We start from the raw sequence: 14,928 nt of genomic DNA, 5'->3' as shown, positions 1-14,928 counted from the left end.
AAATCTAGTACAAAGTCAGATATTTTCAAATAAAAATTATCACAAAATGAAATTATTATCTCAATTAACACCTTATTTCATATAATACATTGAATAAAAACAAATTTTACTATTTTGGTGTCATGTGTTTACTCCAAAATAAAATGGCCCACAATAGTGAGCCATTTTGCTTAATAAATATATCTAACGATCAAACCTATCCAGCCATCAGACCAGTTTCGATTTCCCGTTTGTCGTATCCGACCAAGCAGTTATGATGGTGGCTTTCGTTTGGTTATCAAGCGAATCAATAAATCCACTGTCTCCCATATTAGGCGCAAATCCACTCATCGCCTGCACCAAAGAATCCACCGCATTAGCAGAGAGGGCGGTATATTCACGCTCGCCCTGTGCATCTTTATCCCTCATTTGGATAACAATATCCGCACGGTTACCATTGAAGTAATCATTGAAGGTCACAGACCCCATTGCTTCAAACTTCCCTTGTGCCGAAGTATCTTTGACATTGCGATCCGTCAGCAGAACCAAATCGTAACCACTACGTTGGAACCACAGGTTTTGCCAGTTGATATCGTTGAAAATAATCTTGTCATCTTGTTTGATATCTTCAACTACGTTATCAATCATACTACCGCTGACCACGAAGCTATTAACGCCCGTGCCACCTTTGAAGTGGTTCTGATATCCACCCAGTACCAGCAGGTCATCACCAGCACCGCCATTAATCTGGCTGAACTTGGATACCACATCAGCAATCAGATGATCATTGCCTGTACCCCCATTGATCACCGCATGATAACCCATCAATTTGATAGAGTTGTTGCCCGCATTGCCGTCGATTCGGTTGTAGTTACCAAATACCGTCGCAAAATCGTTACCCTCACCCAAATCTGCCTGATTGTTGTTACCAATGGTGACGAGGTAATCTTGATCTTCTCCGGCATCAATACGATTAAAGTTGCCGGAAGCCACGATATAATCGCGTCCTTTGCCGCCTTCAATTATGCCACCTTCGCCAAAGGCAAACACCTGATCATCACCCGCTCCCATGTAGGCGTAGTTGATGCGTCCGGCCAGTACAGCAACGTCATTGCCTGCACCACCAAACATCATATTTTCACGCCCCATCATGACGCCAGTGTTATTGCCTGTGCCACCCGCGAAGATATTGGAGGTTCCCACAGAGTAGAAGACATCATCACCTCGACCGCCCCAGAAGTTATTGTTATCTCCCAGATAAGCACCGAGATCTTTACCGTCCCCTCCCCAGTTAAAGTTATAGTTACCCAGTGAAACATGAATATCGCCATCTCCTTGCAGATGACCACTATCACGCAGGAAGTCGAAGGTTTTATTCTGCATGTTCAACAAATCAGCAGTCAGGTTCTCTTTCAGATTAGTCACCAGAGATTTCATCTCCGTCTGCTTATCCTTATGGAACAGCGTTGCAAACAGATTTGGCAGGTTCAGGGAAGTCAATCCAAGGGCGCGATCTGTCTGTGGTGCTTTAGTTTCCGCAGTAGATTTATCGCCTTCATCAATGGTGACATGTCCTTCTTGATTTTCATCAGGTGCTTTCGCTTTCAGTCCGTGGCTTTCAGCAAAAGATTTCACGCCATCAGCCCCCATTTTCAACCCTGCTTTCAGGCTGTCGAGTAACTTGTCCCGATCAATGAAGGCCTTCAACTGATCACCACTAAATTCACCGACGATTTCCAGCATTTCGCGCAGAATGGCAACGCCATCAACAGGCTGGTTTGAACGGGAGATAATGCCGCCATCCGGGGTATAATCTACGCCAAAAATATCCGCCAGCGTAGTATCCGCACTGACGCCTGCCAGATTCCCCAACAGTTTGTTTTTGAGCTGACGTGGCAAATCCGTCGGGCTAAAGGTAAACGTGGTTTTTGCCATGCCCGTGGAGGTATATTCCTGCGTCATCAGGCCAAACAGTGAACCCAGATTGGTATCCAAGATCGACTGGATGTTATCACCGAACATAAAGTTCCAGTTACCTGTCGTTACCTGAATGTCTGCACCCTGCCCGCCAACAGCAAAGTTGAAAGCCAGTTTTTCATTCATCTGACGGAATTTATCCGCCCGACTGATTTTACCCATTTCCGGGGTGTTGCCATTACCACCCAGAAATTGGTTGTATTGCTTGTTCAGTGCACTTTCGAGATCACTTTTCAGGCCACGGCTGCTACGTTCATTTTGAGAATCGTGATCAGTCAGGGTCTTATAGTCCACACTGCTGGTTAAATCGAGACCGGACAGATCACTGACATATTTCTTCGCACTTTCCAATGTCCATTGCTGATCCTGTTTCTCCAGCCAATCCGGTGAGTTAAACGATCCGGCAATGTCTTGCAATACACCAGAAATACGGGAAGCACCATCGAATGGGTTAACCAACGGCGGGGTTGGAATGGATTTTTCCAGCATGACGATCAGATCGTTACTGCGTCCTGCGTTGAAACTGACGTTGCGGTTACCCACAAACAGTTGTGCACCTTCCAATGCCTGATAGCCTTCAATATTAACACTGTGTTTACTGTCACCATTGCCGATATGAACCATCACGTTGTTGTCACCGAAGGCCAGAGACTTAAAGCCACCTGTACCTACCTTGATGCCCACATTGGTGGTTCCCCAGTTAACGGCAGTGAATTCGCCGTCACCAACTTGTAACTGAATATTGCCGGAATAGCTCAGTTGATTGTTTGACGATGCCGCCGCTGAATGGTTATCCACTGCATCGCGTTGTTTTGGTGCACGGAATGTCTCTGCATTGTCCGCAATAGCACCTTGCGCTTTTGCACCAACATCTGTTTGCCCCACACGGGACAAGATGATGTCATTTTCAGAGATACCACGGCGAACTCGTTCGGAGTGGCTTTCCACTTCTCCTTTATCATTCCAGCCCAACACAATCTTGTTATCCGTGAGTTTATGAACCCACTGATCTTGCGCATCTTTCGTGTGTTTACGGCCAACGCTGTCTACCGCAACTTCACTGCTGCGCGCCGAAACGGTGGTGCGGATACCCTGACTATCCAGCGCCGAAATAAAGCGGCGGGCAAAACCTTCACGCTTGTCATCGCCAATCAAGGAACAGCCAACAAGGCTGATATGGTCAGGTGTACCGGCTTGTTTGAAATCAGCACTGAACTTTTTCAGTTTCAAGGCCAGCTCATCTGCGCTGTAACCGCTCATACGCGTATTTTTTTGTGTGATATCGTTTTGATCACGTCCATGCCCAACAATCTGCCAACGTAATTTGCCGGATGGTAATTGTCCAACGTCACCATACACCACACGATATTGACCATTGGCATCAAGCTGAACAATCACGCTGGAATCAGGGTGTTTGCTTGCCAGACTTGCCGCTGCTTTCGCTGCAACAGGATCATTTTCAGTCTGGATAATGATCTGACCGCTAAAGCGGCTATCGCTATTTTCAGGCTGCGGTTTGACCTCAACATTCACCCAAGAGTCAACATTTTGGTTGTTCACGCGAACATGACTTGACGAGTTGTCACCCAAAGGTTTTTTCATTCCGTCAGGGGTGTCAACCTCTGCCGGTTTCTTGATAGGTGTGTCATCAAATACCGGTAGTTCAAGCATGTCTCGCATTGTGATTTTTGTAGTTTTATCAGCCAATCTTGGTCGATAAGTTGCCAGCACATCACCATCGATCACCACTACACGCTTGAAGACGGTTTCCCCTGCCTCATTTTTTGGCAATCCGTAACTTTGGGCCATATTCAGACCGGATTCACCGAAGAAACGAGTCACGTAAGCGCCAAACTTCTCTGCTGACGAGAATTCGACAATTCCCACATTTGGATCATAGAAACCATAAACCCGATTTTCACCGTTGCCTTTCGCCCACGCCGCCATTGCATGGCTTGGACTATCCAGTTCAAGCAATACGGGTTTACCTTCTGTATTGCCAGCGGTAATTTTCTGAATGACTCCATCTACTGCCAGTGCATTCTCATTTTCCAGTTTTTCTTTCCACACTTTGATGGATGTGTCCACCATCGGGTTCTTGGCATGGAGTGCTGCCAAAGATCCCAACAGCTTATTCGCATTTGCACGTTCAGTCTCTGAATATAAATCTGGATTGTTGAATACGGCGGCCGCAGAATACATTTTTTCCAGCAATTGACGGGCAGCACCATCTTGTCCATTGTTTTCAAGTTGTTTCGCAACCAGAACCAATTTCGATAATGGATCACAGCGGCCACCAAAGCCATCGTTTGACAGATTCAATAACAACAATTGTGGTGCCTGTTGTTCACTCGCCTTAGTATCAGCAATGCCCGTTGAAGCAACATCACGGAACAGGTGATTGAATTTCTCCGCTTTCGGCTGGAAGGCGATTTTCAAGGCCCTGCTTTCAATTTCCCAAGCCAGAGCGCCTTTTTGCTCTGGACTCCAGTTACCTTTAACCAGTAAATTCACTAATTGCTTAATGTTCATGTCTGGACGGAAGCCATCTACCGCTTGTTCTGCATGACCTTGCTTATAGCCTGTCAGGAAATCATCCGTGGTGCGGATATCCTTCACCGTGATGCCTACGCTGTTTACCTGTGGTTTCAGCGCTTCATTGTAACGTTTCAGATCGCTCTTGATGCCCTTGAGAATCTCTGATTCGTCAGGCTGCGGTTTTACATCAAACGAATCAGTCGCAATCTGCCCTGTATTGGGTTGGTTGATAATATTCTCTGCCGACGCTTTGAGTATAAATGTGCCATTTTTCGCATTAGCAACGACTTTATCGATATTCGACTGCACAAGGTTAGCTGCCTGCTTGAAATTGTGACTTTCAACTTCAACCCTGATTTTCTCACCTTTCTTCGTCGTCACTTCCAACGTCACGGCATCGTCACCGAAATCAACCACACGCCCCGTTACGTTTGAACCCAGCTTGAAAGCCTTACCCTGCTCTTTCAGCGCACGCAATACGTACTGTTGTTCACCGTCACGCGCCTGTTTCCAGACTCCGTCATAATGGGTAATGGTGCCATCTTCAAACGTATTGTAGTTAACATAGAAACTTTGATCTTCTTCTCGGCTGGCTTCATAGGTATAAGCAAGCTTGGATTTATATCCCGTTATCATTCCCTTATGGAAAGAGTCCATAAAGCGTTCAAAGTTTTTATAGTTATCAAATGACTTGATGCCAAGGTTAGGATCATAGAATGACCAAACAGTTTGATTTTCCCCTTTATGTACAACAACTGCCATTGCGTGATCTTCAGACATAAAGGACATATATGTCGTTTTATCCACATCACGCAACTGTTCCATCACAAACTCATAGCCAGCAATATCATTGCTCAACGAGCGGTCGATTCTATCTCCCGTTAATCCATTGGCTTTCAGCTTGCCGCCATAAGCCTGATTGGCTTTTCTGCGATCTTCCAGAGTAGACAGATATTGAGTTTGGCTATACTGCATCGATAGCAGATCTTGAATTGCCGGACCGATATTTTGGCGACGATACTGATTAAGCAAAGAGGCTTCAATCGAATTGATATCACTCTTTTTATTTACCGTATTGTCATTGTAAGCCTTGACCGCATCAGTCAGCCACGACAAATACGCTTTACCGCCACCGACTCCATGGACTCGCTCTTCTATCAGGTAACGGCCAGACAAGGCAAAACAGATACCTTCCAGAAATTCTTTTGACTCAACGTGATTCCCATTAGTCAGGAGAACATTGCCAATTTCTGGTACAAGTTTCTGAAGATTATTGAGCAGAGACTCTCCCTGAGCGAAATGGGATGAGTGTTCACCCAACTCTTTTCCCCCTGCTTTCATATCAAACACGAGGTAAAGCAATTTTTCTAGCAAGCTTGCCTTCACGCTACCATTTTCATGCCGAGGTTCAGAAAGTGTTGAAACAATCTGATCAGCATATTGGCTCATTAACCGACCGCTGGCTTCATGGCTATAGAAGGTCTGCTCACCCGATACCTGATAACCCGCTACAACGAGCTTAGCACGCAGTTTTTCCCCTTCTTTGCCCAGTCCTTCGTTATCGGTTAATAGCATGATTGGCGTCTGTTTCGAGATGCCTTGCAGATTTTTCTCCACCGAGAGCTGACCATTAACAAATTTAGCCAGCACTGCCGTGATCCCCGCAGGGTTCAGCATTTCATAAGCAGTAATCGCTTTGGTCATGCTTGGCATTGGCCTGTCAAGCAGCAAACCAGAAACGGCCTGTCCGTTGCGCTCTGCATAACGGGCAAGATCCGCTGCAACCGCCCCACCCATGGAATAGCCGTGAATAATGATATTTTCAGGTTTGACGCCACGGTCATTAACTAAATATCTGAACATGGTACGGGCATCCTGATAGAACCCTTTTTCGCTCGGATGACCATCACTGGAGCCGTAGCCCCGCATGTTCACCGCCAGCATATCAACACCTTGTCTTTGGTAGTGGCCTTGGATAGTACTGGCTTGCTCTTCCGCAGATGAGCCGGAACCATGAAGGAAAAGAACGACTTTTTTTGCCGAGTTATGATCATCCTGATCTTTTTGACCACCATTATGGTAATAACCGGTTAAACGTCCAGCTTCACCCTGTAGCGTGATTTTATCCGTTGCACCTTGAGTAACAGCATCATCTAATATTAGTTGGGTATCATAATCTACCTCTCGACGCTCTTCTCTGGCGCCAAATAGATTATTGTTTATGAAACGAGTTATTGAATTGGAGGGTTCTCTGTCACGCGGTGGCGTACCATCGTTATTAATGGCAACTTTTTCGCCACTTCTTGGTGTAATATCTGCCAGTACCAGCGATTCTTCCAGACGGACATTCACTTGTGACAACAAATTTTGTAGCGCAGGAACGCGTTTTGAATCTGGATGCCCATTCAAATAGCTTTCAACCTGGTGAAGCAGGTCGATTAATTTCTCCACTGCTTCAAAGTCATAATCTTTGTTGTTTTGCAAGGCATTTTGGTAATTACTGAGAGCATCTAACACATTCCGATAGCTGTCACCGAGGATCTTACCTTTAACATAAGCCGCTTCCTGCAACTCTGCCGCAGACATCAAGTCAGTAGTTTTCGGTTTATAGCGCCAGCTACCGTCCACTTTTTCAGCGACAATGCGGGTACGCCCCTGCTCGTGGGAAACAATGCGCCCTTCTACCAGATACAACGCATCAGGCAGTTGGTCGTAATTGTCATAGTTGGCAAGGATAAAACGCTCAACGGCTTTGATTTGTGCTGAATCATCCGGATCTTCCACAATGATAGTTTTAAACTCATCACTATTATTATCCGGCCACGGACGGACTTTAAAGCCTTCATCATCGGATTTACGCACCAGCAAATCACGCTCTGTACGCAATCCATAGAATGGCAGGGCTTTGTTCAGCAAACTATCAATGGCGCTCGTTTTGATATCCAGATCAATCAATGTATGCGGTTTATATCCGTCAGGATCCAATTTAAGCAGTCTGTCTTGTTCTTCAAAATTGAGTGAATCAAAGCGCACTTTTACAGAAACGCCCGATTCTGTCAGTCTGCGACCAATGGATTCAGGTGACATCCCTTGATATTCTTCGGCCGCTTTATCCAGCAGGCGAATTTCCCCGACCAAGCCTTCACGCTGTAATTGACGCAATACAGGTAATTCAACATTCCAGAAGTAGTTGCCAAGACGCAATCCGCCTTCCGCAATGACATAGACATCACCACGTGATCCGGTCGCATAGAGGGAACTCCAAAATCCGGTATTGCTGCGTGCAGAAGCCAAAACGGACGATTGCACCGCTTCCTGTTCCGCAATACTTGAATCGAGGGATAAAACGCTCCAATTCATCAGCATTTTGTTCAGAACAATAGCAAACTCGTTACCTTTGACATCAATATCGTAAACTACCTTCTTGCCATCAGTCTGTATTGCATCAAGAACTTCACGGGATTGCTTAAAGCCTTTGCCAGACCAAAATGAAACAATACTCTTATCACCATATACAGGCTCGAAGCTATAACCATAGCTTTCCAGTTTCGAGACGAATTCGGTGCGCTTGTCCCAATCGTAATCAATGGTGGCATCAACAAAGAGTCTTACCAGTGAAGTAAACTGGTCTTTCGGTATACTTGTATCCCTGATCTTTTGAAATAGTTTTTTCAGTGAAGCAATTTGGGCTTTTGATAGATTACTCGTGTCCCCTAACTGTGGATCAACAATATAGGCGACCATTTGCTGTCTGAGGTCATCCGGAATATCGGCATCCACGCGATCAAACCCCGGCACAGGAATATATTTTTTAGTGGCAAGCTCGTTGTCTTTATTTAACCGAAGGCCATCTTTGCCTTTCTCTATCCAACGGTAAACATAAGCCACTTTCTGTGCTCTGCTTATAACAGATTCTTCACCCAGTGCTTTCAAGCCACTGAGATCTAAACCCGAAATTTCCGGTGTAGTTCTGAGCCACTCAGTCGTCACATCAGCCGGTTTGCTGACTAGTTGATTAACCGATATTTCGGCAGATACTGATGTCTGAATCGATCCAACAGATGCTTTTTTGGTACGTATACCCGCGTTAATCTGCAAGCGATGCAAAGCATCTTTAGCATTGGTCAGTTCATTCAAATCTTCATTCAGGTATTGCAGTTCTTCACTGAACCCACCATCTGCCTCAACGTTCAATTCAGGGTTAACTTTGCTCTTGGATTTTTCAGCTTTTTCTATGTCTTCAGAATAGTCAGATTCATACGCTTTACCTGACAAATGGCTGCCTGTTGCGCCTGTGCGTGTCGGCTTATAGTCAACATCAAGTTTTGCCTGTTCAGCCCGTTGTTTCTGAGCGATGGATTCATTTTCTCTGTTTTCGGCCTGTGCGCGCGCTTCTTCAACATCCTGCTTGGCATGCTGATGATTTTGTTCAGCTTTAAGCGTACCCGATTCTGATTTGGCAACCGCATCCTTGATATCCCCCAGACGCGCTGCTGCCGCTTTTTGTGAGTTATCTAACTGGTTCTGTGCAGTCTCGCTTGCTTTGTCCAGGTCGGTCTGCAAGCGCCCTAATAAGCCACCAGCAAACTGATCACGCCATTGTTCACCAGATTCCCCATCATATGCGTGATGACTGCTCAGTGAATCCAGATTTCTGGCATGTGCCATCAGCTCATCTGTCACTGCCTGAGCTTCGTCTTTGATGGCATCGCGCTGTGTTTGCCCGTTCGCGTTTAAAGCATCCAGATCCGTGGCTTCCAGTTGTGCCTGTGTGCCAGAAATCGCCGCCAGTTGTTTGTCTTTTTCCTGTGCCAGACGCTGTTTGTCAGCTTCCGCCCTTTCTTTATCCTGCAAGGCATGTTGTGAAGCTTTGTCCTGCTGCATATGCTCAGTAATGATCTTATCTGATTTACCAGGCAATAAGGTTGCAGAAACATTATCCAGAACATAGCCCAGGCCATCATTCAGACCGATTCCAGAAAATTCCAGTCGGTTATTGCCCTTTTTGGCCTTTAAGGTCAATGTCTTATTTTGCCATTCGACGTTACCGTTGGCGGCTGCAAAAACAACCTTGCCATTCCACCACACTTCCAGCCCGTTATCAGCAGAGCAACCAGCACGTCTTGCAAAGTCGAACTGAACGGTAATTTCTTCATCCGCGACCAGATTCTGAATATCCTGATAGATATGTGTGTTACCGCTGACATCAAGCTCACTGACGAGGTTGCCATGTCCTTCAACACTGAGGCCGTAAGCCTGAGCCGAGTGGCGGGCTTCAAAGCCATTAGTGAATTTCCAGCCCGTCTCACCTTGTTCAAAGTCACCATTGACGATCAGATTACGTGACTGGGAAGACATGATCCGCCGATCATTGTCAAATGAATTCTGGATACCTTCCATATCCGGGGTATCAACACCCGTTACGGAACCTTTCAGGCTTCCCTGCAAATCAGAAGCGATTTCATCAATTTCTGTCAGTTTAAAGCCATTCAGGGAAGAAACTTCCGGCAGATTAATGGCTCCGCGCCCTTGATGGGTTCCCGATGTATTGGCTTCATCGCCATTGACCAGATAGCTGATCCCCTGACTGCCCACATTTCCCAATAATGTTTGTTTAACATTAGCAAACAATGTATCCAGCTTATTGCTTTGGGTATTGCTTTCCGCCACGGCAAGGCTATAGAAATCCCCGTTGCCCACCTGAATTGCCACGTTATTGCGGGCATAAGATGCGTTGATATTCAAGCCATCACCCACACGGATGTTGGCATTGCCCTTACCTTTCATTACTGAAACATTCAGGCCGTCACCCACGCGGGTATTGACGTTGAGTTTACCCCAAGCCACATTGACGGAAACGCCATCGCCGACTTTGGTGTTAACGTTCAGATCGCCATGAACAGCAGTCACGCTTAGTCCATTGCCCACGGTAGTCGTGATGTTACCCTTACCTTTAGCAGCCGTGACCTGCATGCCATCACCCACTTTGGTGACCACATTGCCCTGGCTCAACAATCCATTGAAGCTATCGCCATCACCGATTTGAGTGACAAGGTTGGCATCACCTTTGGCAAGTACAACATTGCGACCATCACCCACTTTAGTGATAACGTTGGCTTTACCCCAGGCGCCGGTATAATCATCACCATCACCCACATGGGTTATAATGTTAGCCTGCCCCTGAACAACGGTCACTTCCTGACCATCACCCACTTTGGTAATGATATTGGCATCACCTTTGGCAAAGTTATAACGATCGCCATCACCAGCATGGGTCAGGATATTAGCTTTGCCCCAAGCTGCATTGATACCTAATCCATCACCCGCTTTGGTAATGATATTAGCGTCACCTTTGGCAAACCCGACCGTTGTTCCATTACCAACATGCGTCATAATGTTGCCGATTTTGGAAACTAACAGGCCAACTGTGGTTCCTTCACCGACTTTGGTAAGTACGTTACCTTTTCCGGCCAACAAAGCGGCTGTCGCGCCATCACCAACATGCGTCACCACATTGGCTTCAGCCGCCGCCACAACGCCCATGAAGTCGTTACCGACTTTTGTCACAATGTTGGCCTTGCCTAATGCAAGTACGCCTGTCAAACCATTGCCGATATGAGTCATGATATTGGCCTTGCCAAACATAGCAGCAAGCGTTGTGCCATCACCCACTTTGGTCATGACGTTGGCCGTGCCAGCAAACAAACCAATGCTTGTTCCTTTTCCGACATGGGTATAAATGTTGGCTTTACCCACCATCAATGCCGCTGTCAGATCATCACCCACTTTGGTCAGCACGTTTACACCGCCAATCATGGCCGCAAAAGTGGAACCATCACCAATCTGGGTAAAGATATTGCCTTTGCCAATCATGGCAGAAAGTGCTTCACCGTTACCGACTTTGGTTGCAATGTTGCCTTTAGCAATCATCAACGCAACGCTGGTGCCGTTACCAATGTGGGTGTAAACATTGCCAAGTGCCAGCATCAATGCCAGTGCATCGCCGTTGCCGACTTTGGTGAAGATGTTGCCTGCACCGCCCATCAGCGCCCAGGCATTGCCCTCTCCGACATGGGTGAAAATATTGCCAATCCCGACCATAGCCGCAATCGTTGTATCATCACCGACTTTAGTGAAGATGTTGCCTGCTGCGCCCATGACGCCCAGCGTTTGTCCATCACCAACATGTGTCAGGACGTTGCCCAGACCCAGCATAATGCCCTTGGTGTCGCCATCACCGACTTTGGTCAGGATATTCGCGCCGCCCAGCATAATACCGGTAGTTTTGCCATCACCAGCATATGTCAGAACATTGGCACCACCGCCCATGATAGCCTGTACATTTCCTTTGCCCTTTTTCGTCAGGACATTGGCACCGCCCAGCATAATACCGGTAGTTTTGCCATCACCAACATGTGTCAGAACATTGGCACCACCGCCCATGATAGCCTGTACATTTCCTTTACCCTTTCTCGTCAGGATATTGGCACCGCCAGCACCACGAAACTCTGTATTACCAAACTCAGAACTATGTTCAATAACATTGGCAATGCCCGCGCCATAAAAGTAAATATTGCCACGGGTCACGTTGGATTTGATGACGTTGCCGCCGCCTACACCTATATAATGAACATCGCCCGAACTTTCACCACTGCTGGTTGTCGATTTGAACAGCTCAAGATCACGATATTCATGCATATCAGGCACACGACCGGAAGTTGTGCGCACAGTATTCACGCTGTAATGAAGATCACTCAGCGAGTAGCCACCAGTTTCCATACAGTGATAACCGTTGGCAGGAGGGATATTTTCATTCGCCACATTAGCGGTGTGATCACCTTCCTTATACCAAGGACGTGCAATATATTGCAGTACTCCTGTTTTGGGATCGTTCCTCAGTTCAACCACAATAATTTTTGTGTATATGTCGTGTCTTGTGGCGTACACATAAGTGTTTGGCATACGATTGGATTTCACAGCTTTTACATCAATGGTAGTTCCATCTCTGTCAATCGCGTAACCACCCATTTTCGCGTCTGACAAAGTAATATCTGCCGCGTCAATCTGGACACCATTGCCATAATTCACCCATTCGTTTTCTGTCAGTTTTTTCTCAACGGCATGAACCGTTACCGGTTTCCGTTGTTCAACGGTCAGATTTGATAACGTGTATGCACCGTCAGTACCGACTGAATTAAAGCCATCCTGAGCAGAGATATCTTGTTTTTCCAGCCCCTTAAGATGTTTACCTTCTTTATACCAAGCCGTTGAAACGTATTTCAGTTTGCCAGTGTCAGGATCATTGCGGAGCTGAACCTTGTTGATTTTAGTGTAAGTACCATCCTCAAACGCAAACAGGTAAGTGTTCGCCTCCCGCGCCGATTTAAACCCTGTCACCTGATGGGAGTTGCCAATCCATGAACCACTCATGGTTGCAGTTGTCAGCACAACCTCTTCAGCTCTGGCATATTCCATCCCTTCGCTGCCTAAGTCATTGGCTGCACCCTTGCGGGTAATTTCATTATAGGCACCCGCCCCCGTGAAATAGATATTACCGTGCGCAACATCGGAGTAGAGGCTATTATATCCACCCCCCCCCTCAAACCGGATATCTCCCCGGGTTTCAGAATAAACATCATCCGCCTGACGTGTACGCTCAAGACGGTTATAAGCCCCCGCACCTTTCAGAGTGATGTTGCCGAATTTACCCTTACGAGAGAGATGGTTATATGCCCCGCCACCCGTAAAACTAATATTACCCGTCTCGACTCTGGAGCTAATGACGTTCGCGGCACCAGCACCATTAAAGGTCACATCTCCCTTAGAACCCTGATATCTGTCAAACCAAGTACGGTCGATCTTATTGCCGGCACCTGCGCCGCTAAAAGACAGATTGCTCCACTGGGTTTCATGCCAGATTTCGTTGTATGCACCTGCGCCCTTGAAACTAACGTCACCCTGCAACCCTTTGCGGGTAATACTATTGTATCCGGCAGCGCCAGAATAAAATATGTCATCCTTTTCACCGATACTGGTACCGGTATGATTGATTTTTACCGCACCGGAAACACCTTCAAATGTTATTGCTCCACCCTGTGTCTTAGTAATGGTAGTGTAGCCAGTTACTCCTTTCACAGTAAGATCGCCACTAGTGTCATTGACTTCCAGATAGCCAGACGCTCCCACAATTGTGTCATTGCCCCATGTTGTATTGACTAACGCACTAAAAGAACCGACGACGATATAGTCGTTTCCACCATAAGCGTTAATGACACCACTACCTAATCTGATGGCATCTATTTTGTGTCCACCATCATCATCTTCATATACCCCAGTAAAGAAATATTCTGCACTGCGGTTAAATGATTTCCCCATAAAATAATCCTTGGGTAGAAAAATTAAACATTAAACCACTGTACCTTGCGGATACAGCGGTCATTTTGAATATCCAGAGTTCCCCTGACTGTGCAGGCTTTTTGCCCTTTCCATGCTGCAAAGACACGCCGACGAAGATCGCAGGCAATGTCACGGGCATGTCCGAAAGGCGCAATCATTTCTGGAAAAAAGATATGCTGACCAGAACGCCAGTCTTCCCGCGATATTTCTCGCTCTCCCGCAAGAATCGCCTCCCGACTGCTGTCAGACAAAAAAGCCCAATTACAAAAAGCAACTGGGCGTTTATGTTCATCTTCGTAATAGCAAAACTGATTAAGCTCAAATGACGGCAAGATTCGTTGTTGCCACTCAGCAACCAAATAGCGTCGGTGCAAAGGGGAATGTTGACAAAGCAACATTACCCCACCAATCATTGCCTGTATTTCAGTCGTACTCAGTGTTGCTGATTGATGTGTGACCATCATAAGTGAGCAACCACTTGACTAGGAATGTACAGATATTATTTTGATGTTTCTGAATTGCGTGTTACGCGCTTTTTAGGCTCAGTGGTTTCTGCAACATCAGCTGTTTCTGCAACCATCGCATCAGTTTGTGCCGACGTTTCAGTTTCATTTATTTCTGGCATAGGTAAAAAACCTGCGGCAATCAGTTTATTGATTTCAGCTTCCATTCTGGGATCTTCAAGCATGTTTTTTACCATGGAAACCATATACATAAAACCCGATGCAGGCATATGAATAGTTTGTTTTAATTGTAATTCCTGATCACTTTCTGCCAATATGCCATTTGCCATTCGATTAGGATCTTGACCAACAAAATAAAGGGAGAACACACCTTTGTTATAATTAACGCTTGAAATGGTTTGAACGAATTTCTCAGACATATCATTATCCATTAAATAAATATTGATTTAATGTTAAAATATCATTAAAACAAAATGATTAAATGACAAATGAATCCCATATTTATTATGGTTTCATTTATAATTAAACCTCATTACTAAGAACATGACTACAACTGCTTGAACTGCCTCAGCAG

3 protein-coding genes are annotated in these 14,928 nt (G+C 46.0%); all 3 read right to left on the bottom strand.

All coding sequences use genetic code 11. The annotated features are described in order from the left end of the window. Positions 1–207 precede the first annotated feature (207 nt). From rtxA to rtxH, 3 genes are read right to left on the bottom strand one after another with little or no spacing between them, the layout of a single operon-like run. Positions 208–13,869, bottom strand: a complete 13,662-nt coding sequence (rtxA, locus tag AB204_RS21980) for an MARTX multifunctional-autoprocessing repeats-in-toxin holotoxin RtxA (RefSeq protein WP_047963101.1) — start codon at positions 13,867–13,869, stop codon at positions 208–210. A 23-nt stretch (positions 13,870–13,892) separates the two neighbouring features. Next, positions 13,893–14,354 (bottom strand): RTX toxin-activating lysine-acyltransferase RtxC, encoded by a 462-nt coding sequence (gene rtxC, locus AB204_RS09270; RefSeq protein ID WP_047963100.1) that lies wholly within the window; start codon positions 14,352–14,354, stop codon positions 13,893–13,895. 35 nt (positions 14,355–14,389) lie between these two features. After that, the gene (rtxH, locus tag AB204_RS09265; protein ID WP_047963099.1) at positions 14,390–14,773 is read right to left on the bottom strand and encodes a protein RtxH; all 384 of its coding nucleotides are present in this window, start codon (positions 14,771–14,773) and stop codon (positions 14,390–14,392) included. Between the last annotated feature and the right edge of the window lie 155 nt (positions 14,774–14,928).

Origin of the sequence: Xenorhabdus khoisanae (assembly GCF_001037465.1) — a bacterium.
In the GTDB taxonomy this organism is placed as follows: Bacteria; Pseudomonadota; Gammaproteobacteria; order Enterobacterales; family Enterobacteriaceae; genus Xenorhabdus; species Xenorhabdus khoisanae.
Note: the sequence above shows the minus strand (reverse complement) of the source record. Positions and strands in the feature narration are given on the sequence as shown.

What these genes read in the sequence shown, in the direction of transcription:
- rtxA (WP_047963101.1), bottom strand. Translation starts at nt 13,869, where the DNA reads ATGGGGAAATCATTTAACCGCAGTGCAGAATATTTCTTTACTGGGGTA.
- rtxC (WP_047963100.1), bottom strand. Translation starts at nt 14,354, where the DNA reads ATGATGGTCACACATCAATCAGCAACACTGAGTACGACTGAAATACAG.
- rtxH (WP_047963099.1), bottom strand. Translation starts at nt 14,773, where the DNA reads ATGTCTGAGAAATTCGTTCAAACCATTTCAAGCGTTAATTATAACAAA.